This window comes from Microbacterium excoecariae (assembly GCF_011326725.1).
GTDB lineage: Bacteria > Actinomycetota > Actinomycetes > Actinomycetales > Microbacteriaceae > Microbacterium > Microbacterium excoecariae.
The window spans coordinates 1,992,844-2,018,104 of record NZ_JAANCO010000001.1 but is presented as its reverse complement, the minus strand read 5'-3'; the positions used below and the strand labels follow the sequence as shown (position 1 = coordinate 2,018,104).

Genomic DNA, 25,261 nt, shown 5'->3' with positions numbered 1-25,261 from the left:
GCGCGTCATATTCCGGACACGTGGGCCCGCTACCTTCGGGGAGATGAAGCTCGCGGACGTCGATCCGTTCATCGGAACCCACCCCACCGACCTGCCTCAGCCGACGGGGCTCGCGGCCACCTGGTGGTGGCCCAAGCCCCAGATCGGCAACACGCACCCCGGCGCGACGTACCCGCTTGGCATGGTCTCCGCGTGCGCCTACTCGGGCGCGTACCCCACCGGGTACGGCGAGTACGCGCTGTCGACGGAGGGCGTGCCGCCCCGCATGCGCGAACGCCCGGTCGCGAGCGGGGTGACGCACTTCCAGCAGTCCGGCACGGGCGCAATCCGCAAGTACTACAACTATGTGCGCGTGACCCCGATGATCGACCGGCTCGACGAACTGGGCCGGGAGTGGGAGATCACGGAGGAGGCGGCGTCCCCCGGCGCCTACGCGTTCACGCTGTCCAACGGGATCCGCGGCGAGGTGACGGTGGGGCCGAAGTCGGCCGTCCACCGCTACACCTTCCCCGAGACCGCCGACGCGCGCCTCGTCATCGACCTCTCGGTCGGCGGCCTCGACATCCCGTACGGCGCGACCGTGCCGCTCCGGGCCCACCTCGAATCGCTCGACATCGGCCAGGCCCAGGGGGAGATCGTCGTGGAGGGCACGCCGCTCGCCCTGCACATGGAGGCGGACACCCCGCACTGGCGGCAGCTGCTCTGGTACGACCGGCGGCTCATGCCGGGCGGGCGCCGCCTCGACTTCGACGCGATCCGCCCGACGACCATGCGCCCCTTCGGGCTCATGTGGCAGGGATCCGTCACGGCGGGCCAGACGATCGAGCTGCGCATCGGGTTCTCGCTGCGCGGCGTCGACCAGGCCCGCGCGAACCTCCTGGGCGACTGCCCCGGGGGCACGGGATACGACGCCCGCCACGCCGCCACGCGGGCCGCCTGGTCGCAGCACCTCGACCCCATCGCGGTCGAGGGGCGCACGGACGCCGCCGCGCCCGACGCCCGCACCGTCCTCGGCACCGCGATGTATCACTCCTTCATCAAGCCGGCGATCGCGCCGAACGAGAGCCCGCAGTGGCCGACGCCGGGGCCCTACGCCTTCGACATCTGCACCATGTGGGACATCTATCGGACGCAGCTGCCCCTCGTGAGCCTCCTCGCGCCCGAGCGCAGCGCCGACCTCGCCAACGCGCTGATCCAGGTGTGCGAGGAGGAGGGGAACTTCCCCATTGGGTACCGCATGGCGAAGGGATCCGACCGGTTCTCCCGCCAGGCGTCGGGGCTCGCGCACACGATGCTCGCGGACCTGTGCGCCGCGGGGGTGCCCGGGATCGACTGGGACTGGGCCCTCGTCCACATGCTTGCCGACCTCCGGCGGGCCTACGGCGAGGACTTCCTCACGGGCGGCCGCGCCGAGCCCATCAGCCACACCCTCGACATCGCCTTCGCCTACTGGTGTACGGCGCGGGTGGCCGAGCGGGTGGGCGACGCGCGAGTCGCGGCTGAGTGCCGCCTCCTGGCCGGCCGCTGGCGCAACGCCTTCGACCCGAAGACGGGCCTCCTGCGCGAGTCCACCTTCTACGAGGGCACGAAGTACAACTACTCCTACCGGCTCACCCACGACATGGCCGGGCGGATCGCGCTCGCCGGGGGAGACGAGGCCTTCGTCGCGATGCTGGACCGCTTCTTCGGGTACGGCGCGGATCCCGTCGTCCAGCCGGGCGTGAACCCGTCGGGCGAGGAGATGGAGGCGGGCTATGCGCTCGGCCGCTTCGAGGGCCTGAACAACGAGCCGGACATGGAGGCCCCGTGGGCCTACACGTACGCGGGCCGGCCCGACCGCACGGCCGAGATCGTGCACGCGGCGCTCACGAATATGTTCGGGGTCGGGCGCGGGGGCCTCCCGGGCAACGACGACTCGGGCGGCCTGTCGTCGTGGGTCGTGTGGGCGAGCCTCGGGCTCTTTCCCGTCGCCGGCCAGGACCTCTTCCTCGTGAACGCGCCCGCCTGGCCGGAGACCGGCATCGACCTCCCCTCCGGCGAGCACCTTCGCGTGGAGGCGGTCGGGTTCGCGGAGGCGGGCGCGGGCGGGGGCCCGCGCTACGTGGTCGGCGCGCGGCTCAACGGCGAGGACCTGGATCGCGGGTGGCTGACCGGATCCGAGGTGCGCGGCGGGGGCGTGCTGCGCCTGGAGCTCGCCGCGCGACCGGGCGAGTGGGCGCGCGAGCACCGCCCGCCCTCGTACCCGTCCGAGGCCGCCGAGGTCACGCGGCGGCTGTGACGACGGACGTTCATCCGGCCCGTCCCCAGCCGTAACACGCCGGGTGCACCCGCGTTACACGCGGAACGTAGTCTCGGGCCACCCGGCACACAGTGAGGAGCCATCATGCACCGTCGACTCGTCATCGTTGTCCGAGCGGATCCGGTGATCTGCGGACACTCGGGAGAGGCACGAAATCTCGCGGAGGCCGCGATCGCGCGCGGTTTCGAGGAGGTCCGCATCGTCACCTGGCCGATCGAGCGCCTGGAGGCCGCGGGCCTGCCGCTGAAGCCGCTCGACACGGTCATGCCGTACAGCCCCGGCATCACGGTCGAGCGGCCGGACCCGGTCGGCGACTACAAGGTCGTCGACGGCCGCTACATCGGGGGACTGGTGGGGCGCCTCGTGGAGCTGTTCACGGACGGGGTCCCGACCGTGGCGATGTCGCTGTACCTTTCGCCGCACACGACCGCCGTCACCGACGCCGTCGAGGTCGCGCGCCGGACGGGCCTTCCCGTCGACGTCGTCACCATCGCGGAGGCCGTGGGCTCCGACGTCACGAACGTCGTTCGGCAGTGCGTGATCGAGGACCGCTTCGGCGCGGCCGCGCACGTCCTGGAGGGCTACCTCGCGAGCGACGTCTGCGTCGCCGTCAGCCAGTACACGAAGGACCTGATCGTCGAGGAGGCCCGGCGCCTGGACGAGCGGCACGGCACGGCCTACGCCCGCCGCTGCGCCGAGCGGATCGACATCTCGTATCCCGCGATCGATTCGTCGCTGTTCCTCGATCTGGACCCGGCCGAGGTCGAGGCGCGGCTCGCGGCGCGCGGCCTCGTGCGCGACGGATACGTGTTCTACCTCTCGCGCCTCGCGGCCGCGAAGGGCGTGGACGACCTCATCGACGGTTTCGCGGCCTCGGCCGCGACCGACAAGAAGCTCGTCATCGCGGGGCGCGGACCCGAGGAGCAGGAGCTGCGCGACTACGCGGCGGCGTCCCCGGCCGCGGACCGGATCGTGTTCCTGACCGACGTCGACGACGCCGAGAAGCCGTTCCTGTTCGCGGGCGCCGTCGCCTACGCCCTCCCGACGAAGCCGCGCCCGGAGTTCGTCGAGACGTTCGGGATCGCCCTGGCCGAGAAGGCGCTCGCGGGCGGCGGCCCGGCGATCACGACGACGACGGGCGGCGTGGGGGAGGCCGTGGGCGACACGGCGCTCATCGTCGACGTGGAGGCGCCCGCGCAGATCACGGCCGCGCTCGACCGGATCCTCCAGATGTCCTCCCTCGAGCGGGCGGACTGGGAGGAGAGGGCGCGGGCGTTCGCGCTGCAGTTCGACCGGATGAACGTCTTCGATCGGCTGTTCGCGCGCGTGGCGCGCCGGGAGCGGGTCGCGGCCTGAGCGTGCGGGACGCGGCGGGGCGGATTCGTCCTGCCCCGTCCCGCCCCTCCCGCGCGGGCCTATCGTGGGGGTCATGACCGTTCCCACCGTGACCCTCAACTCCGGCTTCGACATTCCCCAGCTCGGCTTCGGCGTCTTCCTCGTCCCCGCGGACGAGGCGGAGCAGGCCGTCTCCGAGGCTCTCGAGGTCGGCTATCGCCACATCGACACCGCCGCCATCTACCGCAACGAGGAGGGCGTGGGCGCCGCCATCGCGAAGAGCGGCATCCCGCGCGAGGAGCTCTTCGTGACGACGAAGCTCTGGAACGACCGCCAGGCGGGCGAGGAGCCGCACGCCGCGATCCGCGAGAGCCTCGACAAGCTCGGCCTCGACTACGTCGACCTCTACCTCACGCACTGGCCGACGCCCGAGAAGAAGACCTTCGTGAACGCGTGGGAGAAGCTCGTCGAGATCCGCGACGCGGGGCTGTCGCGGTCGATCGGCGTGTCCAACCACCTGCCCGAACACCTCGACGCCGTCGTCGCCGCGACCGGCGTCGTCCCGGCGGTCGACCAGATCGAGCTGCACCCCGCCTACCAGCAGGCGAACGTCACCGCCTGGGGCGAAGAGCACGGCATGAAGATCGAGTCGTGGGGCCCGCTCGGCCAGGGCAAGTACCCGCTGTTCGAGAACGCCGCCGTCGTGGCAGCGGCAGAGGCGCACGGCAAGACGCCCGCGCAGGTCGTCATCCGCTGGCACCTCGACCGCGGCTTCATCGTGTTCCCGAAGTCGTCCCGCCGCGAGCGGATGGCGCAGAACTTCGACGTGCTCGACTTCGCCCTGTCTGCGGACGAGATCGCCGCGATCGACGCGATCGACCCGGGCGACGGGTCGGGCCGCGTGGGCTCCCACCCGCTCGAGTTCAACTAGGGCACCGCGAAGGGCGCCGGATCCCCTCGGGGTGTCCGGCGCCCGTCGTCGTGCGGGCCTACAGGAACCAGCTCGGGAGCCAGAGGTGCGCCCGGTAGAGCGGCTCGGGGAGCGGCCAGCCCGTCCCGAAGGGCAGGAAGAACAGGGCGACGACGACCGTGGCTCCCAGGACGATCGAGGTCACGGCCCGCCACGTGCGCTGCGCCGCGTCCGCCCGCGCCTGCTCGCGCTGGATCTCCCCGACCGAGGCGTCGCGGAGCAGCACGAGCGGCCGCGGCGCCCGGATCCGCTGCAGCGCGAGCGCGTACGCGAGAGCCACGAAGGGGAGGACCGTGACGGCGTAGAAGCTGAACATCGTGCGGCCGGGCAGGAAAAGCCACGGTGCGTAGGTGGCGGCGACGCCGACGAGGACGAACGCCTCCGCTCCCCGCGCCGGGCGACGGCGGATCGCGCGGACCACGAGGCGGATCGCGAACGCGGCCACCGCCGCGGCGCCCAGCCACCACGTGAGGGGGTTCGGGAGGGCGGCCATCAGCGCGACGCACTCCCTGCCGCCCGCGCACGACGGGGTCTCGCGGTACATCAGCGTGGGGTTGAGCATCGCGATCCACTCGATGGCGGGGCTCGCGTACGTGTGCGGCGAATCGACGCCCGCGTGGAAGGCGAAGACCGCCCGGTGGTACTCGACGAGCGCGGCGAGCGGGTTCGCGGACGCTGCGCGCCCGTACCCGCCGGACGTGACGAGCCAGCCGCTCCAGGCGACGAGGTAGGCCGCGGCGGCGGGGGGCACGAACAGGAGGAAGGTCGACGGGCCCTGACGGCCGATCGCGGAGGGCGCCCAGAGCCGGATCCCCGCGCGCCGCCGGTCGATCGCGTCGGCCGCGACGAGGGCGATGCCCACGACGGCGATCGCGTAGAGCCCGGACCACTTCACGGCGGTGGCGCACCCGAACGCGAGGCCCGCCGCGAGGATCCACGGGCGCGCCCAGACGACGGGCCCCGCGATCGGATCCCGCCCCGCCCCGGCCCGGATCGCGCGCACGGTGCGGTCCCGGTCGAGGAGGACGAACCAGAACCCCAGCAGAAGGAACACCGCGAGGTGCGTGTCGAGCAGCGCGACGCGGCTCATCGCGATCGCCAGGGGGTCGATCGCGACGAGGCCCGCGGCCACCCCCGCGATCACGGCGGAGCGCGACAGGCGCAGGCCGACGAGGTACACGAGCCCGACGAGGAGCGTCCCCGCGACGGCCGTCGCGATGCGCCAGCCGAACGGGCCGTCGCCGAACGCGGCCATCCCGAGCGCGATGATCCACTTTCCGAGCGGCGGGTGTGCGACAAACGAACCCGCGGCCGTGTACCCGGACGTGTCGCCCGCCTCGAACGCCGGGTTCGGGTCCTGCCCCCACGTGCCCTCGTAGCCGAGGTGCCACAGCGTGAGCGCGTCCTTGACGTAGTAGGTCTCGTCGAAGATGAGGGCCTCGGGGCCGCCCACCCCTGGGATTCGGAGGGCCGCCGCGGCCGCAAGGACGGCGACGGGCACGGCCCAGCGGGCGAGACGCGCGGGGCTATCGGCCGGAGGGCGAACGGTCACCCGGCCAGCCTAGGCTGAGTCGCATGATCATCCTCGCGGGCACCCCGATCGGCAACCTCGGCGACGCGTCGCGCCGCCTGGTCGAGCTGCTGAGCGAGGCGACGGTCGTCGCCGCCGAGGACACGCGGACCACGCAGCGCCTGCTCGCGGCCCTCGCGATCGACAACCGGCCGCGCCTGATCCCGCTCCACGACCACAACGAAAAGCGCGTCTCGCCGGAGATCGTCCGCCTCGCGCGCGAGACGGACGTCGTCGTGCTGAGCGACGCGGGCATGCCGACCGTGAGCGACCCGGGCTACGGCCTCGTGCGCGCCGCGCGCGAGCAGGGGGTGGAGGTCACGGCGGTCCCGGGCCCGAGCGCCGTGCTCACGGCGCTCGCGGTGTCGGGCCTGCCGACCGATCGCTTCGCGTTCGAGGGCTTCGTCCCGCGCAAGCCGGGGGAGCGGGCCCGCGCCTTCGCGGCCGTCGCGGCGGATCCGCGGACCCTCGTGTTCTTCGAGGCGCCGACGCGCACGGCGCAGACGCTCGCCGACATGGCCGAGGCGTTCGGGGCCGACCGGCCGGCGGCGGTCGCGCGCGAGCTGACGAAGCTCCACGAGCAGGTCGTGACGGGCACGCTCGCGGAGGTCGCCGCGTGGGCCGAGGGCGGGGTCCGCGGCGAGGTGGTCCTCGTCGTCGGCGGCGCGCCCGCGCGCGAGGTGCCGCTCGAGGACGCGCTCCGGCGCGTGCGGGAGCTCGTCGGATCCGGCACGCGCCTGAAGGACGCCACGCGCGAGGTCGCGCAGGCGACCGGCCACGCGGCGCGCGACCTCTACGAGGCGGCCCTGCGCGCCGGGTGAGCCGTCAGCGCAGCGAGTGGTCCTGCTGGATCTCGTCCCAGACCGTCATCATGTGGTGGCGCGAGTGGGCCTCGGCGCCGGCGCCATCGGCACGACTGATGGCCGCGGCCACCGCCTCGTGCTCCTCGAGCGTGCCCGCGGCCGGAACGGACGGCGTCATGCCGAGGCGGGACCGGCCGGTCAGGACCTCCCGCACGGGCGCCCGTAGCGCGCCCAGCTGCGGGTTCCCACTGGCGGCGAGCAGCACGTCGTGAAAGGCGACGTCGGCCGCGAGGAAGGCGTCGCTCGCGCCGAGCCCGCGCGCCCCGAGGTGGCGCAGCTCCTCCGCGAGGCGGCGCAGCTCGGCCCGCTGCGCGTCGCTCGCCCGCTGGGCGGCGAGCCGGGCGGCCATCGGCTCGACGGCCACGCGGAGCTCCATGAGCGCCTCGAGCTGTTGCTGGCGGAACGGCCCGTGCAGGTTCCACGCGATGAGCTGCGGGGAGAAGGCATCCCACTCCTCCCGGGGGCGCACGGTGATGCCGACCCGCCGCCGGGCGGCGAGGAGCCCGAGGCTCTCGAGCACGCGCACGGCCTCCCGCACGACGGTCCGGGACGCCTGGAAGTCGCTCTCGAGGCGCGCCAGGGTGAGGACGGAGCCGGGCGGGATCTCGCCCGACGCGATGCGCGTGCCGAGGTCATCGACCACGCCGCCGTGGATGCCACCCGCCATCGGGTCCCCTCTCGCCTTCAATAGTGATACCTTACTGTGTCGATAAGTAATACTTTTTCGACGAGCGCGTCCGCCGACGGATCGCGCCCGTACCGAATTCAACGGAGAATCCCATGACCGAAGAGTGGACTCAGACACTCGGAGCAGGGCCGCTGCTGGGCATCGCAGCCGGCGCCGTCGTGCTCATTTTGTTCCTCGTCATCAAGCTGCGCCTGCACGCCTTCCTCGTGCTCGTGCTCGTCTCGCTGCTCACCGCGGTCGCCGCGGGCATCCCCACCGGGGAGATCGTGAGCACCCTCGTGGGCGGCTTCGGATCCACGCTCGGATCCGTCGCGCTGCTCATCGGCCTCGGCGCCGTGCTCGGCCGCCTCATCGAGTCCTCGGGCGGGGCGAAGGTCATCGCCGAGATGATGGTGCGCGTCTTCGGCGAGAAGCGCGCCGCGTTCGCGCTCGGCGTGACCTCGCTCATCCTCGGCTTCCCGATCTTCTTCGATGCGGGCCTCGTCGTCATGCTGCCGATCATCTTCGCGGTCGCGCGCCGCATCGGCGGCAAGAACCTGCTGCTGTACGGGTTCAGCGGCGCCGCGGCCTTCTCGGTCATGCACGTCTTCCTGCCGCCGCACCCGGGCCCCGTGTCGGCCTCGGAGTTCTTCGGCGCGAACCTCGGCGTCGTCCTCCTCATCGGTATCGTCATCGCCTTCCCGACCTGGTACGTCTCGGGCTACCTGTGGGGCAAGTTCGTCAACAAGCGCTTCCCGATGATCGTCCCGCCGCTGTTCGGCGCGAGCGACGACGACCAGCCCGCGAACCCGCCGAAGGCCGGCACCGTCATCGGGATCCTCCTGATCCCGCTCGTGCTGATCTTCCTCAACACGGGCCTCGACGCGCTCGGATCCATCGGTGTCGTCGACGAGTCCCAGGCGTGGGTGCAGGCGCTCATGCTCATAGGAAGCTCGCCGATCGCGCTGCTGATCACGGTGCTCATCGCGCTCCTCGTCCTCGGGAAGTTCCGCGGCGAGAACGGCTCGGCGCTGGAGAAGCTCGTCGACTCGACGTTCGGTCCCGTCGCCTCCGTCATCCTCATCACGGGCGCCGGCGGCATGTTCGGCGGCGTCCTGCGCGCCTCGGGCATCGGCGACGCGCTCGCCGACACGCTGTCCGACCTCGGGCTGCCGATCATCTTCGCGGCCTACCTCATCGCCGTGATCCTGCGCCTGGCGCAGGGCTCCGCGACCGTGGCGCTCGTGACGACGGCCGGCCTGCTGGCCCCCGCCGTGACCGGGGGATCGTTCAGCACGGTCGACGTCGCGGCGATCACGCTCGCCGCCGCCGCCGGATCCGTCTTCGCGAGCCACGTGAACGACTCGGGCTTCTGGCTCGTCGGGCGCCTCATGCAGATGGACGTCAAGACCACGCTCAAGACGTGGACGGTGCAGCAGGCGATCGAGTCCGTCGTCGGATTCGTCCTCGTCCTCGTTGTCTACGCGATCTTCTAGGAGGAGACATGTCCACCGACCTCTTCGACGTGTCCGGGCGCCTCGCGCTCGTGACGGGTTCCTCGCGCGGCCTCGGTCGCGCCCTCGCGACCGGTCTCGCGGAGGCGGGCGCGCGCGTCGTGCTCCACGGTCGCGACGCCGAGCAGCTCGCCGCCGCGTCCGCCGAGATCGGCGAGGCGACGGGGACCGCGCCCGCGACCGTGCGTTTCGACGTCACGGATGCGGCCGCCGTCGAGGAGGCGGTGGCCCAGGTCGTGGCGGAGCACGGGGCGCCCGACATCCTCGTCAACAACGCGGGTCTGCAGCGCCGCGCGCCGATCTCGGAGTTCCCGGTCGCCGACTGGGACGCCGTGATCGCGTCGAACCTCTCGAGCATGTTCTACGTCTCGCGCTTCGTGACGCCGCACATGGTCGAGCGCGGCTCCGGCAAGGTCATCAACATCGGATCCGTGCAGTCCAAGCTCGCGCGTCAGACGATCGCCCCGTACTCGGCGTCGAAGGGCGGCGTCGCGCTGCTCACGCAGGGGATGGCCGCCGACCTCGCGCGCTACGGCATCCAGGTCAACGCGATCTCGCCGGGCTACTTCGCGACCGACATGAACCGCGCGCTCGTCGAGGACGAGCAGTTCAACGGGTGGCTGGTGAACCGCACGCCGGCGCATCGGTGGGGCGACGTCCGCGAGCTGCGCGGGGCCCTGCTGTTCCTCGCGTCCGACGCGTCGAGCTTCGTCTCGGGCCAGAACATCGTCGTCGACGGCGGCATGACTGCGGTCGTGTGAGAGGGAGGGCACTGATGCGCACTGTATGGATCGATGGCAAGGACCAGATCGCCGTCCGCGAGGGCGAGGCGCCGGAGACGGGCGACGGCGAGATCCGGATCCGCGTTCAGCGGGTCGGGATCTGTGGGTCCGACCTGCACTACTTCTTCCACGGCGCGAACGGCGAGTACGTCGTGCGCGAGCCGCTGACGCCGGGTCACGAGCTTTCGGGCGTCGTGGACCATGATCCGTCCGGCGCCCTCGCGCCCGGGACGCCGGTCACGGTCCACCCCGCCCGGTTCGGGTCGGAGGTGCCGGGCACGGCGGACCAGCCGCACCTGTGGCCGGGCGGCTCCTACCTCGGGAGCGCCTCGACGTGGCCGCACACGCAAGGCGCGATGGCGGAGCTCCTCGTCGTTGACGCCGGCATGGTGCGGGTGCTGCCGGAGGGGCTCGGCGTCGACCGCGCCGTGCTCGCCGAGCCGCTCGGCGTCGCGCTGCACGCGGCGACCCGCGCGGGGGACCTCTCCGGCGCCCGCGTCCTCGTGTCGGGAGCCGGCCCCATCGGGCTGCTCGCGCTCGTGGCGGCCCGCGCGCGCGGCGCCGCGCACGTCGTCGTGAGCGACGTTCTGCCCGAGCCGCTCGAGCGCGCCCTCGCGCTCGGCGCCGATCGCGTCGTGCGCGTGACCGAGGAGGCGCTTCCCGCCGAGGAGTTCGACGTCGTCTTCGAGTGCTCCGGTGCCCCCGTCGCGATCAGCGCCGCCGGCGTCGCCGCGCGCCGGCGCGGCGTCGTCGTGCAGGTCGGCATGGTGCCGAACGAGCCGATCGGCGTCAACCTCGCGCCCTTCATCTCGAAGGAGATCGCGCTCCGGGGCGCTTTCCGCTTCCGCGACGAGATCGACGAGGCGATCCGGATCCTCGCGGCGGACCCGCGCGTCGGCGACGTCGTGACGCACGTGATCGATGTGGCGGAGGTCGACCGGGCGTTCGAGCTCGCGCGCGACTCGCGGCAGTCGGGCAAGGTGGTCGTGTCGCTCGGCGACGCGGCCTGAGCGAGTCAGAAGGAGAAGGACCACAATGAGCGCACCCGACGTCGTCGTCGGCATCGACATGGGCACGACGGCGACGAAGGTCGTCGCGTACACGGTGGACGGCCGCGCGATCGCGCAGGCCTCGCACGGATACCCGCTGTCGGAGCCGCACCCGGGCCACGCCGAGCAGGACCCGCATCAGATCCTCGACGCCGTCTATCGCGGGCTTCGCGAGGTCGTGGCGGAGATCGGCGCGGCGCGGGTCGCGGGTGTCTCCTTCTCGAGCGCGATGCACTCGATCATGGCGCTCGACGCCGACGGCGCGCCCCTCACCCCCGTCGTGACGTGGGCGGACACGCGGGCCGCCGAGGACGTCGCACGGCTGCGCGACTCCGGCGCCGGGCTCGCGCTGCACCGTCGCACCGGCACCCCGATCCACCCCATGTCGCCGCTGGCGAAGCTCATGTGGTTCCGGCGCACCGATCCGGACCTCGTCCGGCGCGCCGCGACGTGGGCCGGGATCAAGGACTGGGTGCTGTGGCGCATGGCGGGCGAGCTCGTCATCGACCACTCGCTCGCCTCGGCGTCGGGCCTCATGGACATCCACGCGGTGCGCTGGGACGACGAGGCGCTCTCCCTCGCGGGGATCCGCGCCGAGCAGCTCCCCGGACTCGTCCCCACGACCGCCGTGCTGCGGGGCGTGACCGCCGAGGCGGCGCGGGAGACGGGCCTGCCGCGCGACGCCGCGGTCGTCGTCGGTGCCGGCGACGGCCCGCTCGCGAACCTCGGGGTCGGAGCGGTCCGCCCGGGCGTGGTCGCGTGCTCCGTGGGCACGAGCGGCGCCCTGCGGGTCGCGGTCGACCGGCCCGCCGTGGACCCGAACGGCGGCGTGTTCTGCTACGCGCTGACGGAAAACCGGTGGGTCACGGGCGGGGCCATCAACAACGGCGGCGTCGTGCTCGACTGGGTGCGCTCGGAGATCGCCGGCGGCGACGCGGGCGTCTCGACCGCGCAGCTGCTCGACGAGGCGATGACCGTTCCCGCGGGCGCGGGCGGGCTCGTGATGCTCCCGTACCTCCTCGGCGAGCGCGCCCCCCGCTGGGGAGGCGTCGCGCGCGGCGCGTACGTCGGGCTCACCCGCGCGCACCGGCGCGCGCACCTCGTCCGCGCCGCCGTGGAGGGCGTGGCCCTCCAGCTCACGCTCGTGCTGCAGTCCATGCGACAGGCGGACCTGCCGATTTCGGAGATCCGCGCGACGGGCGGCGTGACGAAGCACCAGATCTGGCGCCAGACCTTGGCCAGCGCCTTCGGGGGCGCGATCGGCATGCCCGACGGGCACGAGGGATCCGGTTTCGGCGCGGCCCTGCTCGGGATGGAGGCGCTCGGCGCGATCGAGTCGATCGACGTGGCCGCCGAACTCGTGCCCGTGCGCGACGTCGTCGAGCCGATCGCGGCGGACGCGGGCGTGTACGGCGAGCTCCTACCCGTGTTCGAGCGCCTCTACGGAGCGCTGTTGCCCGCGAACATCACGCTCCAGGACATCGGCTCGCGCCTGCCGCTTGCGCACGGCTCGTGAGGCCAGCGCGCAGGAGCCGTCGCGGGACACCCAATAGACTAGAGGCGTGACTTCCGGCGGTTCGTTCTATATCACCACGCCCATCTACTACCCGAGCGATGTCCCGCACATCGGGCACGGGTACACGACGGTGGCCGTGGACACCCTCGCACGCTGGCACCGCCAGTCGGGCGACGACACGTGGATGCTCACGGGGACCGACGAGCACGGCCAGAAGATGATGCGCGCGGCCGCAGCGAACGGCGTGAGCCCGCAGCAGTGGGTCGACAAGCTCGTCGCCGAGGCGTGGTATCCGCTCCTGGAGACGCTCGACGTCGCCAACGACGACTTCATCCGCACGACGCAGGAGCGCCACGAGGAGAGCGTGAAGGCGTTCATCCAGGCGATCTACGACCGCGGGTACATCTACGCGGGCGAGTACGAGGCGCTGTACTGCGTCGGGTGCGAGGAGTTCAAGCCCGAGAGCGACGTCGCGATGGGCACGGGGGCGTTCGAGGGCCTGAAGGTCTGCGCGATCCACTCGAAGCCCCTCGAGCTCCTGCACGAGAAGAACTACTTCTTCAAGCTCAGCGAGTTCGGCGACCGCCTGCTCGAGCTCTACCGCGACCAGCCCGACTTCGTGCAGCCCGAGTCCGCGCGCAACGAGGTCGTCGCCTTCGTGCAGCAGGGGCTCAACGACCTGTCGATCTCGCGGAGCGCGTTCGACTGGGGCATCCCGGTGCCGTGGGACTCCTCGCACGTCATCTACGTCTGGGTCGACGCGCTGTTGAACTACGCGACCGCGATCGGATACGGCTCGGATGAGGAGAACTTCGCGCGCCGCTGGCCCGGCTACCACGTGGTCGGCAAGGACATCCTGCGCTTCCACGCCGTGATCTGGCCGGCCATGCTCATGGCCGCAGGCCTGGAGGTTCCGAAGGGCGTCTTCGCGCACGGCTGGCTGCTCGTCGGCGGCGAGAAGATGTCGAAGTCGAAGGCCACCGGCATCGCCCCCGAGACGCTCGTGTCGACCTTCGGCAGCGACGCGTACCGGTTCTACTTCCTGTCCGCGATCGCCTTCGGCCAGGACGGATCCTTCTCCTGGGAGGACATGTCTGCGCGCTACCAGGCGGAGCTCGCAAACGGGTTCGGCAACCTCGCGTCGCGCTCGGTCGCGATGACCGCCAAGTACTTCGACGGATCCGTTCCGGAGCCGGGCGACTACACCGACGGCGACCTCGAGATCCAGGGGCTCGTCGAGGGCGCCGCGCGGCGTGCCGACGAGGCCGTCGCGCGGTTCCGCATCGACCAGGCGATCGACGAGATCTGGACGATCGTCGACGCGCTGAACGGCTACATCACGGAGAACGAGCCATGGGCGCTCGCGAAGAGCGAGGACCTGCGCGGCCGGCTGCAGACCGTGCTGTACACGTGCCTCGAGGGTCTGCGCGCGCTCGCGGTGCTGCTCTCGCCGATCATGCCGAAGTCGACCGAAACCTTGTGGGAGGCGCTCGGCGCGAAGGCCGCGCTCGGCGAGCTGCGCGCGCAGCCGCTGCGCGAGGCGGGGCGCTGGGGCCAGCTGAGCGCCGGCGCGACGGTGTCGAAGATCCAGCCGCTGTTCCCGCGCATCGAGGAGGACTGACGGCGCCGATGGCCGACACCTACGTCACGGCGCGGTCGACCTCCGGTCGGCGCGACCTGTCGCGCCCGGAGATCCCGGAGCCGCTCGCGGTCCCGGTGTACGACAACCACTGCCACCTCGAGATCGCCGACGGCGAGGAGGGGCTCTCGCTCGAGCAGCAGCTCGAGGCCGCGCAGGCGGCGGGGATCGCGGGCGTCGTGCAGGCGTCGGGGGACATCGCGTCCTCGCTCTGGGCGGCCGACGCCGCGGAGCGGGACCCCCGCGTGCTCGCCGCCGTCGCGATCCATCCGAACGACGCGCCCGTGTACGACGGCGAGGGGCGCCTCGAGGAGGCGATCGGCGTCATCGACGAGCTGGCGGCTCGCCCGCGCGTTCGCGCGATCGGCGAGACGGGTCTCGACTTCTTCCGTACGGGCGAGGAGGGGCGCCCGGCGCAGTTCTCCTCGTTCGAGGCGCACATCGCGCTGGCGAAGAAGCACGGCGTCGCGATGCAGATCCACGACCGCGACGCGCATCGCGAGGTCCTCGACACCCTGGCGCGGGTCGGCGCGCCCGAGCGCACCGTGTTCCACTGCTTCTCCGGCGACGCCGAGGTCGCGCGGGAGGCCCTCGACGCGGGGTGCTGGCTTTCGTTCGCGGGCAACGTCACGTTCAAGAACGCGCAGAATCTTCGCGACGCGCTCGCGGTCACGCCGCCCGAGCGGATCCTCGTCGAGACCGACGCGCCGTTTCTCACGCCGGTCCCGTACCGCGGGCGCCCGAACGCGCCCTACCTCGTTCCGCTGACGATGCGCTTCATCGCGGAGCACCTCGGCGCAGACCTCGACGCGCTCTGCGCCCGCGTCGCGCAGAACACGCGCGACGTGTACGGATCCTTCGACGCCTGAGAGGCCGCGGCGGCCGCGGGTGAGAGGATGGCGAGATGACCCCCGTACGCCTGTTGGGCGCCGCCGACATCCGCACGCTCGCGGCCGAGCTCGACGTCACGCCGACGAAGAAGCTCGGCCAGAACTTCGTCGTGGACGCCAACACCGTGCGCAAGATCGTCCAGACGGCGCGCGTGACGGGCGGCGAGCGCGTCGTGGAGATCGGGCCGGGGCTGGGGTCGCTCACGCTCGCGATCCTCGAGACCGGGGCCCGCGTGAGCGCGGTCGAGATCGACCCGCGCCTCGCCGCGCGCCTGCCGCAGACGGCGGCGGAGCGGGGCGTGCCGGACGGGCACCTTGAGGTGGTTCTCCACGACGCCATGACGGTCGAGGAGCTCCCGGGCGACCCGACCGTGCTCGTGGCGAACCTGCCCTACAACGTCTCCGTCCCCGTGCTCCTGCACTTCATGCGGACCTTTCCCCGCCTCGAGCGCGGCGTGGTCATGGTGCAGGCCGAGGTCGGCGAGCGCCTCGCGGCCGGCCCTGGGTCGAAGATCTACGGCGCCCCGAGCCTGAAGGCCGCGTGGTACGGGGCCTGGCGTCTCGCCGGCACCGTCTCGCGCCACGTCTTCTGGCCGGTCCCCAACGTCGACAGTGTGCTCGTCGCGTTCGAGCGCGCGGAAACGCCTGCCGGCACGCTCAAGGAGCGCGAGAGGACCTTCCGCCTCATCGACCTCGCGTTCCAGCAGCGCCGCAAGATGCTGCGGCAGGCGCTCGCGGGCGCGCTCGGCGGATCCGCCGCCCGCGCCTCGGAGATCCTCGAATCGGCGGGCGTCGCCCCGACCGCGCGCGGGGAGTCCCTCAGCCTCGCCGACTTCCTGGCCGTGGCGCGGGCGCAGGCCGCGCACGGGTAGCCTGAGGGCGTGACCGATTCGCCGAGATTCCACGCCCGACCCGTCGCAGAGCTGCACGAGCCGTACCACGCCGCGCGGGACCGCTACGACGGGGTGACGTACCGCCAGGTGGGCGATTCCGGGCTGTACCTCCCGCCGCTATCGCTCGGCCTGTGGTGGAACTTCGGCGACAACGTCCCGATCGACAACCAGCGCGCCCTGCTGCGCCACGCGTTCGACCGCGGCATCACGCACTTCGACCTCGCGAACAACTACGGTCCGCCCTACGGATCCGCCGAGAAGAATTTCGGCCGGATCTACCGCGAGGACCTCGCGCCGTACCGCAATGAGCTCGTGATCTCGACCAAGGCGGGGTACGACATGTGGCCGGGTCCCTACGGCGACTGGGCCTCGCGAAAGTACCTCCTCGCGAGCGCCGACGCCTCGCTCGACGCCATGGGGCTGGACTACGTCGACGTGTTCTACTCGCACCGCGAGGATCCCGTGACGCCGCTCGAGGAGACGATCGGCGCGCTCGACACGCTAGTGCGGCAGGGCAAGGCGCTGTACGTCGGCATCTCGTCGTATTCGCCGGAGCGGACGCTGAAGGCTAAGGAGATCGCGCGGTCGATGGGCACGCCGCTCGTCATCCACCAGCCCTCCTACTCGATCGCGAACCGGTGGATCGAGGACGGGCTGACCGACGCGCTCGGCACGGCGGGCATGGGCGCCATCGTCTTCACGCCGCTCGCGCAGGGCCTGCTCACGGGGAAGTACCTGGGCGACGGCACGGCGGCGCGCTCCCAGAAGCGATGGTCGGTCGGGGAACACCTCACGCCGACCGCCCTCGCGGGGCTGCGCGAGCTCGCCGCCCTCGCCGAGGCGCGCGGGCAGACGCTCGCGCAGCTGGCGATCCAATGGGTGCTGCGCGACGAGGTGGTGGCCTCGGCGCTGATCGGCGCGTCGCGCACCGAGCAGATCGACGAGAACCTCGGTGCGCTGGCGGGGCCCGCGTTCGACGCGGAGGAGCTGGGGGCCATCGACCGCGCCTCGGCGGCCCTCGCGGGCGACATCTGGGCCGCGCCCTCGGGCGAGTGAGTCGGGTGGGGGAATGACACTGGCGGAGACCTTCGACGGGGTGCGCGTCCGGGCGCCCGGCAAGATCAACCTGTTCCTCGAGGTCGGCGCGCTGCAGCCCGACGGGTACCACGAGCTGGCGACGGCCTTCCAGGCGGTGTCCCTGTACGAGGATCTCGTCGCGACGCCGTCCGACGATTTCACGATCGAGGTGTCGGGCACGGTGGACGTCTCGGGCGTCCCGACCGATGACCGCAACCTCGCGCTGCGCGCCGCGCGTCTGCTGGCGGCCGAGACGGGACACCCCGGCGGCGTCCACCTGGACGTGCGCAAGGAGGTGCCCGTCGCGGGCGGCATGGGGGGCGGATCCGCCGACGCCGCGGCCGCGCTCGTGGCCTGCGACGCGCTGTGGGGGACGGGCCTGTCTTCACGGCAGCTGCACGCCCTGGGCGCCCGCCTCGGCGCGGACGTGCCGTTCGCGCTCCAGGGCGGCACGGCGGTGGGATCCGGGCGCGGCGACCGGCTGAGCCCCGCGCTCGCGCGCGGCCGTTTCGAGTGGGTCATCGTGCCGAACCCGGACGGCCTGTCGACCCCCGAGGTCTACGCGGAGCTCGATCGGCAGCGCGCAGGCGGCGGCGCGGTGATCCCGGCGCCCGCCGAGGTGCCGGTCGTGGATCCCGACGTCCTGCACGCGCTCGTCGCGGGGGACGCCCGTCGGCTGGCCGGGGCGCTCGCGAACGACCTCCAGGCGCCCGCGCTGCGGATGCGGCGCGACCTCGCGGAGGTGCTGGACCTCGGCGAGCGCGAGGGGGCGCTGGCGGGCATCGTGTCCGGCTCCGGGCCGACCCTCGCCTTTCTCGCGGAGTCGGCGGAGGACGCGCGCGGACTGCAGCAGATGTTCGCGCGTCGCGGGCACGAGGCGCTGCACGTCTCCGCGCCCGCGCACGGCGCCCGCGTCGTCTGAGCTGCGCGCTCGATAGGGTCGGGTCATGCGGGCAGCCATCGACCTGAACAGCGACGTCGGCGAGTCCTTCGGGGCGTGGACGCTCGGGGACGACGCGGCCATGCTCGATGTCGTCACGAGCGCCAACGTGGCCTGCGGGTTCCACGGGGGCGACCCCACCGTCATCGCGCGTACCTGCCGCCGGGCGGTGGATCGGGGCGTCGCGATCGGCGCGCACGTGGGCTACCGCGACCTCGCGGGATTCGGCCGGCGCTTCGTGGACTATACGGAGAGCGAGCTCGCCGACGACATCGTGTACCAGATGGGCGCGCTCCAGGCGCTCGCGCGGCGCGCGGGAGGCGCGGTCTCCTACGTCAAGCCGCACGGTGCGCTCTACAACGCGATCGTGACGCACGAGGCGCACGCGCGCGCGGTGATCGCCGCGGTGGCGGCCGTGGACGACGCGCTGCCGGTGCTCCTGCTTCCCGGATCCGTGGCGCTCGAGGTCGCCGAGCGGCGCGGTCTCCGCGGCGTGCGGGAGGCCTTCGCCGACCGCGCGTACGCGCCCGACGGCTCGCTCGTGCCGCGGAGCGCCGAGGGGGCCGTCCTCCACGACCCCGCGGAGGTCGCGAGCCGGGTCGTGCGCCTGTGCGAGAAGGGCTCCGTCCTCGCGATCGACGGATCCGTCGTGCCGGTGCCGGCCGACAGCGTGTGCCTGCACGGCGACACCCCCGGTGCGGTCGAGCTCGCCCGCGCCGTGCGAGCGGGCCTCGAGCGCACCGGCGTCGAGATCGCGAGCTTCGCGTGACGCGGCCGGTGGGCGTGCGGCCCGCGGGCGAGCGTGCGCTCCTCGTGGAGTGCCGCTCGCTCGGCGAGGTGGCGGCCTTCCGCGCGCTCCTGGGCGAGATGTCCCTTGGGCAGATCGACGTCGTGCCGGCCGCGCGCACCGTGCTGGTGCGGTTCGGGAGCGCGCGGGCGGTGCGCCGGGCAGAGCCGCTTCTCGCGGGTCTCGACGCGCCGCCCGTCGCGCCGGAGCCGCGCCGCACGGTGGACATCGAGGTCGTCTACGACGGCGCCGATCTCGGGGTCGTCGCGGACCTCGCGGGCCTGTCGCCCGAGGCGGTCGTGGCCGCGCACCAGGCGTCGGCGTGGGTCGCGGCCTTCGGCGGCTTCGCGCCGGGTTTCGCGTATCTCGCGGGCGGCGACCCGCGCCTCGCGGTGCCGCGCCGCGAGAGCCCCCGCACGTCGGTTCCGGCCGGATCCGTTGCGCTCGCGAGCGAGTTCTCCGCGGTGTATCCGCGCGCGTCGCCCGGGGGATGGCGGCTCATCGGCCGCACCGATCGAGCCCTGTGGGACATCGAGCGCGACCCGCCCGCGCTGATCGCCCCGGGCGACGCCGTGCGCTTTCGTGCTGTGCGCGCGGGCGCGCGCGCCGCGTCCGGCACCGCTCTCACGGGCCCGGTCGCGGGGCCGATCCCCGGCCGTGCGGATCCGCGTCCGGGGTCGGCGATCGAGGTCGTTCACCCGGGTCCGCTGTCGCTTCTCGAGGACCGGGGCCGCCCGGGCTACGCGGCGCTCGGCGTCACGGCGTCCGGGGCGGCGGACGCCGCGTCCGCGAGGCAGGCGAATCGCCTTGTCGGCAACGGTGCCGACGCCGCGGTGATCGAGACGCTGGGCGGGCTGGAGGTGCGCGCCGTGGGGGACCAGGTGCTCTCCCTGGCGGGAGCGGCCCTCGACGCGTACGTCGGCGAGGACTCCGCCCCGTCCGGGGCGCCGTTCCTCCTGCGCGGCGGCGAGACGCTCCGCCTCGGGTCGCCGGTTCGCGGCCTGCGCGCCTATCTCGCCGTGCGCGGCGGGATCGCGGCGCCCGCCACGCTGGGCAGCCGCAGCAACGATCGCCTGAGCGGGCTCGGCCCGGCGCCGCTCGGCGCCGGCGATGCCCTGGCCGTCGGGGCCCCGCCGCGGGGCGCCGTCGGCGCGCCCGAGGCGCTGGCGTCGTTCGGCCCGGCGGCGCAGTTGCGGATCCGCTTCGGCCCGCGCGCCGACGCCTTCACGCAGGCCGAGCGCGCGCACCTGGTGGCGACGGCGTGGATCGTGAGCGCTCAGGCCGACCGGGTGGGCGCGCGCCTCGTCCCGGCGGACGGCGCCCGGCCGCTGCGCGCGCCGAGCCTCGACCTCGCGAGCGAGGGGGTCGAGATCGGATCCCTGCAGGTGCCGCCGTCGGGCGAGCCCGTGCTGTTCGGACCCGACCACCCGACGACCGGCGGGTACCCGGTCATCGCGGTCGTCGCGGCCGCCGACCTCCCGCGCGCGGGCCAGCTCCGCCCCGGCACGCGCGTGCGTTTCGTCCCGGAGCGCTGAGCGACTACTCGAGCGCCTCGCCCAGCTCGAGCCAGCGCTCCTCGAGCGCGTCGACCTCGGCGCCGATCGCCCGGAGGTCGTCGTTCAGCGCGCCGAGGCCGACGAAGTCCTCCTGGTCGTGCGCCGCCATCCGGTCGTGGATGCGCGCGGCGTCGGCGCGCAGGTTCGCGAGCTTGCGGTCGATCGCGCTCAGCTCCTTCTCCGCGGCGCGGCGCTCGGCGCCCGAGAGACCGGGCGCGCGGGCCGGCTCGGCCGCGCGGGCGGACGGGCCGGCCGCCCCCTCCGCGCGCCGCAGCTCGAGGTACTGATCGACCCCGCCGGGGAGGTGCCTGAGGCGGCCGCCCATCACGGCGTACTGCTGGTCCGTGACCCTCTCGAGCAGGTAGCGGTCGTGGCTGACGACGAGGAGCGTCCCCGGCCAGGAGTCCAGCAGGTCCTCCATCGCCGCGAGCATGTCCGTGTCGAGGTCGTTCGAGGGCTCGTCGAGGATGAGGACGTTGGGTTCGTCGAGGAGCACGAGGAGGAGCTGGAGGCGGCGCTTCTGCCCGCCGGAGAGGTCGCGGACGGGCGTGGACAGCTCGCTCGTCCGGAATCCCAGCCGCTCCAGCAACTGCGCGGGGGTGAGCTCCTTGCCCCCGGCGACGTAGGAGGTCTTCTGCTCGGCGAGCACCTCGCGCACCCGCAGGTCGGCGACCGCGTCGAGCTCGGACAGGCGCTGGTCGAGGTAGGCGATCTGCACGGTCTTGCCGCGCTTGACGCGGCCCGAGGTCGGGGCGACGGTGCCCGAGATCAGGCCCAGCAGGGTGGACTTGCCCGCGCCGTTGGCGCCCAGGATCCCCGTGCGCTCGCCGGGAGCGATGCGCCACTCGACGCGGGAGAGGACCTCGCGCTCGCCGTACGTCACGCCCGCCTCGAGGAGGTCGACGACGTCCTTGCCGAGCCGCGCCGTCGCCAGCTGGGTGAGCTGGACGGCGTCGCGCGCGGGCGGCTCGTTCTCGATGAGCTGGTTGGCCGCCTCGATGCGGAACTTCGGCTTCGAGGTGCGCGCGGGCGCGCCGCGCCGGAGCCACGCGAGCTCCTTGCGCATGAGGTTCTGGCGTTTCTCCTCGACGACCGCCGCCTGGCGCTGGCGCTCGACGCGCTGGAGCACGTAGGCGGCGTACCCGCCCTCGAAGGGGTCGACGATGCCGTCGTGCACCTCCCACATGCGGGTGCAGACGGCGTCGAGGAACCACCGGTCGTGGGTGACGAGGAGGAGCGCGCCCTGGCCGTCCGGCCAGCGGCGGGCGAGGTGCTGGGCGAGCCAGGAGATGCCCTCGACGTCGAGGTGGTTGGTCGGCTCGTCGAGCGCCACGACGTCCCAGTCGCCGACGAGGAGCCGCGCGAGCGCCACCCGCCGGCGCTGGCCGCCCGAGAGGGAGCCGACGTCCGCGCCGAGGTCGAGGTCGCCGGTGAGCCCGGCGAGCACGTCGCGGATCCGCGCGTCGCCCAGCCACTCGTGCTCGGGCGCGTCCCCGACGATCGCGTGGCGGACGGATCCGCCCTCCGGCAGGTCGTCGTCCTGGCTGAGCATGCCCACGCGGAGCCCCGCGCGGCGCGTGACCCGCCCGCTGTCGGCCTCGGACACGCCCATGAGGACCTTCATCAGCGTCGACTTGCCGTCGCCGTTGCGCCCGACGATGCCGACGCGGTCGCCGTCGGCGATGCCGATCGTGACGTCGTCGAGGACGACCTTTGCGGGGAATTCGACGTGGAGGTCCTCGCCGCCGAGGAGATGTGCCATGGAGGGGGAGTCCTGTTCAGTCGAAGGAGATCAGCAGGTGGCGCAGGAGCGCCGCGAGGCGCTTCTGGTCGGTCTTGTTCATGCCGGCGAGCAGGTCGGCCTCGGCGTCGATGAGGCGGGTGATCGCGGCGTCGACGCGGGTGCGGCCCTCCTCGGTGAGCGTGACGAGGACGCCGCGGCGATCGGATGGATCCGAGGACCGCTCGACGAGCCCGCGCTCGCGGAGCCGGTCGATGCGATTCGTCATCGTCCCGCTCGAGACGAGCGTCTGCTGGAGCAGCTGCTTGGGGCTCAAGCGGTAGGGCTCGCCGGCGCGCCGGAGGGCCGAGAGCACGTCCCACTCCCACGGTTCGATGTGCGTCCGGCGGAAGGCCTCGCGCCGCGCCCGGTCGAGGTGGTGGGAGAGGCGGTCGACGCGGGACAGGACCTCCATGGGGGAGAAATCGAGGTCGTCGCGCTCGGCGCTCCACGCGCCGACGATGCGATCGACCTCGTCCCGTTCCGTGCCCATCGAACGATTATCGCGCGCCGGGGCGCTCGGGCGGCAATCGGCCCGCTCGTGCAAGACTGGTGCGAGCGGCCCGAGGCCGCGGATCCGCCATGGTGTAATGGCAGCACGACGGCCTTTGGAGCCGTGAGGTCCGGGTTCGAATCCTGGTGGCGGAGCGTGACTGAGCACAATCTCGCAATCGTGGTGTTGGCGGCCGGGCGCGGAACGCGCATGAAGTCGGCCACCCCGAAGGTCCTGCACCGCCTGGGCGGGCGCACGCTCCTCGGGCACGTGCTGAGCCAGGCCGAGGCCCTCGGCACGCCGCACGTCCGCGTCGTCGTCCGGCACGAGCGCGACCGGGTCGTCGAGTCGCTCGCCGACTATCCCGGGGCGCGCGCCGTCGACCAGGACGAGGTGCCCGGCACGGGGCGCGCGGCGCAGCTCGGCGTCGCGGACCTGCCGGCCGATTTCGCGGGCGACGTCCTCGTTCTCTCCGGCGACGTGCCGCTCCTGGAGGCCGCGACCTTCCGCGCGCTGCTCGACGAGCATCGACGGCGGGAGGCGGCCGCGACGATCCTCGGCGCCGAGCTCGCCCAGCCGGAGGGATACGGCCGCGTCATCCGGGGCGCCGACGGCCTGGTGGAGCGGATCGTCGAGCAGAAGGACGCGACCGCCGAGGAGCTCGCGGTGACCGAGATCAACTCGGGCGTGTACGTCTTCCGCGCCGCGGCGCTGCGCCAGGCGCTCGCCGAGGTGGGCACGGACAACGCGCAGGGCGAGATGTACCTGACGGACGTCGTCCGGATCCTGCGCGGCGCGGGCGACGTCGTCGCCGCGGTCGCCGCGCCGGACGCGCTCGCGGCGCTCGGCGTGAACGACCGCGTCCAGCTCGCGGAGGCGACCCGGATCCTGAACGAGCGGGTGATCCGTCGCTGGCAGCTCGAGGGCGTGACGGTCGAGGATCCGCGCTCGACGTGGATCGACGACACCGCGACGCTCGCCCCCGACGTCACCCTGCTGCCGAACACGCACATCCTCGGCGCGACGACGGTCGCCGGCGGCGCGATCATCGGGCCCGATACCTCGCTGCGCGACGCCGAGGTCGGCCAGGGCGCGACCGTACGGCGCAGCGACGTCACCCTCGCGGTGATCGGCGAGAACGCGACCGTGGGCCCGTGGGCGTACCTCCGCGCGGGCGCCGAATTGGCCGCGGGCGCGAAGGCCGGCACATTCGTCGAGATCAAGAACTCGACCGTGGGCGAGGGGAGCAAGGTCCCGCACCTGTCGTACGTCGGCGACGCGACGATCGGATCCGGCGTCAACCTCGGCGCCGGCGCCATCACCGCGAACTACGACGACGTGCTGAAGCACCGCACGGTCATCGGCGACCAGGTGCACACCGGCTCGCATACGGTCATGATCGCCCCCGTTAGACTGGGCGATGGCGCCAAGACGGGCGCCGGCGCGGTCATCCGGAAGGACGTCCCCGCGGGGGCCCTCGCCCTCAGTGTCTCCCCCCAGAGGAACCTCGTGGGGTGGGTCGAGAAGAACAGAGCGGGAACGGCGGCGGCGGATGCCGCGCGGCGTTCCCGAGCCTCAGAGAAAGCGACCGATGGCCAGCAAGAACAAGACGGTTGACCTTGACCTTGACCGGGGGATCGCCCCGGGCATGGAGCAGAAGACCCGAAAGCGCATGGTGGTCGTCACGGGCCGCTCGCACCCCGAGCTCGCTGCCGACGTCGCCGAGTGCCTCGGAATCGAGCTCGCGCCCACCGAGCACCGCACCTTCGCGTCGGGCGAGATCTACACGCGCTTCGAGGTCTCGATGCGCGGCACCGACGTCTTCCTCGTGCAGTCCTTCGGCGAGAAGATCAACGAGGATCTCATGGAGATGCTCATCATGCTCGATGCGCTCAAGCGCGCCTCGGCCAAGCGCGTCACGGTCGTCGTTCCGTACTACCCCTACTCGCGCCAGGACAAGAAGGGGCGCGGCCGCGAGCCGATCTCGGCGCGCCTCATCACGGACCTGATCCACACGGCGGGCGCCGACCGCATCATGAGCGTCGATCTCCACGCCTCGCAGATCCAGGGGTTCTTCGACGGCCCCGTCGACCACCTCTTCGCCAAGCCCGTGCTGCTCGGCCACTTCCAGGAGACGTTGACGCCGGACGAGCGCGCCACCCTCACGGTCGTCTCGCCCGACATGGGGCGCGTGCGCGTCGCCGACACGTGGAGCGACTCGCTCGACGCGCCGCTCGCGATCATCCACAAGCGGCGCGATCCGAAGGTCGCGAACCAGGTGTCGGTGCACGAGATCGTCGGGACGGTCGAGGGGCGCACCTGCCTCCTGGTCGACGACATGATCGACACGGCGGGCACGATCGTCAAGGCGGCCCAGGCGCTCAAGGCCAACGGCGCGAAGAAGGTCATCGTCGGAGCGACGCACGCGATCTTCAGCGACCCCGCGGCGGAGCGGCTCCAGGACCCGGCCATCGACCGGGTCGTCGTCACGGACACCATCCCGATCCCGGAGCGCCGCCGCTTCGCGTCGCTGACCGTGCTGTCGGCCGCGCCGCTGCTCGCGCGCGCGATCCAGGAGGTCTTCGACGACGGATCCGTCACGAGCATGTTCGACGGGGCCGCCTAGACCGTACCCGCCCGG

General features: G+C 72.8%; 21 protein-coding genes and 1 tRNA gene. 18 read left to right on the top strand and 4 right to left on the bottom strand.

What is annotated here, in order from left to right; all coding sequences use genetic code 11:
* Positions 1-43 precede the first annotated feature (43 nt).
* The 3 genes from G8E01_RS09375 to G8E01_RS09365 all read left to right on the top strand — a co-directional run bounded on the left by G8E01_RS09375 (position 44) and on the right by G8E01_RS09365 (position 4,565).
* The gene (locus G8E01_RS09375) at positions 44-2,278 is read left to right on the top strand and encodes a glycoside hydrolase domain-containing protein (protein WP_166318903.1); all 2,235 of its coding nucleotides are present in this window, start codon (positions 44-46) and stop codon (positions 2,276-2,278) included.
* A 105-nt stretch (positions 2,279-2,383) separates the two neighbouring features.
* The gene (locus tag G8E01_RS09370) at positions 2,384-3,655 is read left to right on the top strand and encodes a glycosyltransferase (protein WP_166318900.1); all 1,272 of its coding nucleotides are present in this window, start codon (positions 2,384-2,386) and stop codon (positions 3,653-3,655) included.
* Positions 3,656-3,728: 73 nt separating this feature from the next.
* Positions 3,729-4,565 carry an aldo/keto reductase gene (locus G8E01_RS09365; protein ID WP_205827263.1) on the top strand — a complete coding sequence of 279 codons (837 nt, stop codon included), beginning with the start codon at positions 3,729-3,731 and terminating at the stop codon, positions 4,563-4,565.
* 58 nt (positions 4,566-4,623) lie between these two features.
* Here the strand turns inward: G8E01_RS09365 and G8E01_RS09360 are convergent, their stop codons facing one another.
* Positions 4,624-6,156 carry a phospholipid carrier-dependent glycosyltransferase gene (locus tag G8E01_RS09360; protein WP_166318897.1) on the bottom strand — a complete coding sequence of 511 codons (1,533 nt, stop codon included), beginning with the start codon at positions 6,154-6,156 and terminating at the stop codon, positions 4,624-4,626.
* A gap of 23 nt (positions 6,157-6,179) precedes the next feature.
* Between G8E01_RS09360 and rsmI the strand changes: the two genes are divergently transcribed.
* The gene (gene rsmI / locus G8E01_RS09355) at positions 6,180-6,995 is read left to right on the top strand and encodes a 16S rRNA (cytidine(1402)-2'-O)-methyltransferase (RefSeq protein WP_166318894.1); all 816 of its coding nucleotides are present in this window, start codon (positions 6,180-6,182) and stop codon (positions 6,993-6,995) included.
* A gap of 4 nt (positions 6,996-6,999) precedes the next feature.
* Here the strand turns inward: rsmI and G8E01_RS09350 are convergent, their stop codons facing one another.
* Positions 7,000-7,704, bottom strand: a complete 705-nt coding sequence (locus tag G8E01_RS09350; RefSeq protein ID WP_166318891.1) for a FadR/GntR family transcriptional regulator — start codon at positions 7,702-7,704, stop codon at positions 7,000-7,002.
* Between the two features lie 113 nt (positions 7,705-7,817).
* Here G8E01_RS09350 and G8E01_RS09345 point away from each other — a divergent pair, with 113 nt between their 5' ends.
* The 11 genes from G8E01_RS09345 to G8E01_RS09295 are packed head-to-tail and all read left to right on the top strand — an operon-like array spanning position 7,818 to position 20,326.
* Positions 7,818-9,200 carry a GntP family permease gene (locus G8E01_RS09345; RefSeq protein WP_166318888.1) on the top strand — a complete coding sequence of 461 codons (1,383 nt, stop codon included), beginning with the start codon at positions 7,818-7,820 and terminating at the stop codon, positions 9,198-9,200.
* Positions 9,201-9,208: 8 nt separating this feature from the next.
* Positions 9,209-9,979, top strand: coding sequence for an SDR family oxidoreductase (locus G8E01_RS09340; RefSeq protein WP_166318885.1), 771 nt, complete (start codon positions 9,209-9,211; stop codon positions 9,977-9,979).
* A gap of 14 nt (positions 9,980-9,993) precedes the next feature.
* Positions 9,994-11,010 (top strand): zinc-binding dehydrogenase, encoded by a 1,017-nt coding sequence (locus tag G8E01_RS09335; RefSeq protein WP_166318882.1) that lies wholly within the window; start codon positions 9,994-9,996, stop codon positions 11,008-11,010.
* A 25-nt stretch (positions 11,011-11,035) separates the two neighbouring features.
* Positions 11,036-12,565, top strand: a complete 1,530-nt coding sequence (locus G8E01_RS09330; protein ID WP_166318879.1) for a gluconokinase — start codon at positions 11,036-11,038, stop codon at positions 12,563-12,565.
* A gap of 46 nt (positions 12,566-12,611) precedes the next feature.
* Complete coding sequence (gene metG / locus G8E01_RS09325) at positions 12,612-14,186, top strand: methionine--tRNA ligase (protein WP_166318876.1); 1,575 nt, start codon at positions 12,612-12,614, stop codon at positions 14,184-14,186.
* 8 nt (positions 14,187-14,194) lie between these two features.
* Entirely contained in the window at positions 14,195-15,073 is an 879-nt protein-coding gene (locus G8E01_RS09320; protein WP_166318873.1) for a TatD family hydrolase, read from the top strand.
* A 35-nt stretch (positions 15,074-15,108) separates the two neighbouring features.
* Positions 15,109-15,966, top strand: coding sequence for a 16S rRNA (adenine(1518)-N(6)/adenine(1519)-N(6))-dimethyltransferase RsmA (gene rsmA, locus G8E01_RS09315; RefSeq protein ID WP_166318870.1), 858 nt, complete (start codon positions 15,109-15,111; stop codon positions 15,964-15,966).
* Between the two features lie 9 nt (positions 15,967-15,975).
* The gene (locus tag G8E01_RS09310; RefSeq protein ID WP_166318867.1) at positions 15,976-17,043 is read left to right on the top strand and encodes an aldo/keto reductase; all 1,068 of its coding nucleotides are present in this window, start codon (positions 15,976-15,978) and stop codon (positions 17,041-17,043) included.
* 13 nt (positions 17,044-17,056) lie between these two features.
* Positions 17,057-17,986 carry a 4-(cytidine 5'-diphospho)-2-C-methyl-D-erythritol kinase gene (locus G8E01_RS09305; protein WP_166318864.1) on the top strand — a complete coding sequence of 310 codons (930 nt, stop codon included), beginning with the start codon at positions 17,057-17,059 and terminating at the stop codon, positions 17,984-17,986.
* 25 nt (positions 17,987-18,011) lie between these two features.
* Entirely contained in the window at positions 18,012-18,773 is a 762-nt protein-coding gene (locus tag G8E01_RS09300; RefSeq protein WP_166318861.1) for a LamB/YcsF family protein, read from the top strand.
* The gene (locus G8E01_RS09295) at positions 18,770-20,326 is read left to right on the top strand and encodes a carboxyltransferase domain-containing protein (protein WP_166318858.1); all 1,557 of its coding nucleotides are present in this window, start codon (positions 18,770-18,772) and stop codon (positions 20,324-20,326) included. Before G8E01_RS09300 ends, G8E01_RS09295 begins: the two co-directional genes overlap by 4 nt.
* Before the next feature lie 4 nt (positions 20,327-20,330).
* On the opposite strand, the gene G8E01_RS09290 is transcribed toward G8E01_RS09295, so the two are convergent.
* Entirely contained in the window at positions 20,331-22,109 is a 1,779-nt protein-coding gene (locus G8E01_RS09290; protein WP_166318855.1) for an ABC-F family ATP-binding cassette domain-containing protein, read from the bottom strand.
* A 16-nt stretch (positions 22,110-22,125) separates the two neighbouring features.
* The gene (locus G8E01_RS09285; RefSeq protein WP_155047502.1) at positions 22,126-22,620 is read right to left on the bottom strand and encodes a MarR family winged helix-turn-helix transcriptional regulator; all 495 of its coding nucleotides are present in this window, start codon (positions 22,618-22,620) and stop codon (positions 22,126-22,128) included.
* A gap of 83 nt (positions 22,621-22,703) precedes the next feature.
* Here G8E01_RS09285 and G8E01_RS09280 point away from each other — a divergent pair.
* The 3 genes from G8E01_RS09280 (at position 22,704) to G8E01_RS09270 (ending at position 25,246) form a co-directional block, all read left to right on the top strand.
* A tRNA-Gln gene (locus tag G8E01_RS09280) sits at positions 22,704-22,775 on the top strand.
* A 1-nt stretch (position 22,776) separates the two neighbouring features.
* Positions 22,777-24,237 carry a bifunctional UDP-N-acetylglucosamine diphosphorylase/glucosamine-1-phosphate N-acetyltransferase GlmU gene (glmU, locus tag G8E01_RS09275; protein ID WP_166318852.1) on the top strand — a complete coding sequence of 487 codons (1,461 nt, stop codon included), beginning with the start codon at positions 22,777-22,779 and terminating at the stop codon, positions 24,235-24,237.
* Positions 24,212-25,246 carry a ribose-phosphate diphosphokinase gene (locus G8E01_RS09270; protein ID WP_205827262.1) on the top strand — a complete coding sequence of 345 codons (1,035 nt, stop codon included), beginning with the start codon at positions 24,212-24,214 and terminating at the stop codon, positions 25,244-25,246. The genes glmU and G8E01_RS09270 overlap by 26 nt, the downstream gene beginning before the upstream one ends.
* Positions 25,247-25,261 lie beyond the last annotated feature (15 nt).

Excerpts from the sequence above, each read along its gene's own strand:
- G8E01_RS09375 (WP_166318903.1), top strand. The coding sequence starts at position 44 with ATGAAGCTCGCGGACGTCGATCCGTTCATCGGAACCCACCCCACCGAC.
- G8E01_RS09370 (WP_166318900.1), top strand. The coding sequence starts at position 2,384 with ATGCACCGTCGACTCGTCATCGTTGTCCGAGCGGATCCGGTGATCTGC.
- G8E01_RS09365 (WP_205827263.1), top strand. The coding sequence starts at position 3,729 with ATGACCGTTCCCACCGTGACCCTCAACTCCGGCTTCGACATTCCCCAG.
- rsmI (WP_166318894.1), top strand. The coding sequence starts at position 6,180 with ATGATCATCCTCGCGGGCACCCCGATCGGCAACCTCGGCGACGCGTCG.
- G8E01_RS09350 (WP_166318891.1), bottom strand. The coding sequence starts at position 7,704 with ATGGCGGGTGGCATCCACGGCGGCGTGGTCGATGACCTCGGCACGCGC.
- G8E01_RS09345 (WP_166318888.1), top strand. The coding sequence starts at position 7,818 with ATGACCGAAGAGTGGACTCAGACACTCGGAGCAGGGCCGCTGCTGGGC.
- G8E01_RS09340 (WP_166318885.1), top strand. The coding sequence starts at position 9,209 with ATGTCCACCGACCTCTTCGACGTGTCCGGGCGCCTCGCGCTCGTGACG.
- G8E01_RS09335 (WP_166318882.1), top strand. The coding sequence starts at position 9,994 with ATGCGCACTGTATGGATCGATGGCAAGGACCAGATCGCCGTCCGCGAG.
- G8E01_RS09330 (WP_166318879.1), top strand. The coding sequence starts at position 11,036 with ATGAGCGCACCCGACGTCGTCGTCGGCATCGACATGGGCACGACGGCG.
- G8E01_RS09320 (WP_166318873.1), top strand. The coding sequence starts at position 14,195 with ATGGCCGACACCTACGTCACGGCGCGGTCGACCTCCGGTCGGCGCGAC.
- rsmA (WP_166318870.1), top strand. The coding sequence starts at position 15,109 with ATGACCCCCGTACGCCTGTTGGGCGCCGCCGACATCCGCACGCTCGCG.
- G8E01_RS09305 (WP_166318864.1), top strand. The coding sequence starts at position 17,057 with ATGACACTGGCGGAGACCTTCGACGGGGTGCGCGTCCGGGCGCCCGGC.
- G8E01_RS09300 (WP_166318861.1), top strand. The coding sequence starts at position 18,012 with ATGCGGGCAGCCATCGACCTGAACAGCGACGTCGGCGAGTCCTTCGGG.
- G8E01_RS09290 (WP_166318855.1), bottom strand. The coding sequence starts at position 22,109 with ATGGCACATCTCCTCGGCGGCGAGGACCTCCACGTCGAATTCCCCGCA.
- G8E01_RS09285 (WP_155047502.1), bottom strand. The coding sequence starts at position 22,620 with ATGGGCACGGAACGGGACGAGGTCGATCGCATCGTCGGCGCGTGGAGC.
- G8E01_RS09270 (WP_205827262.1), top strand. The coding sequence starts at position 24,212 with ATGGCCAGCAAGAACAAGACGGTTGACCTTGACCTTGACCGGGGGATC.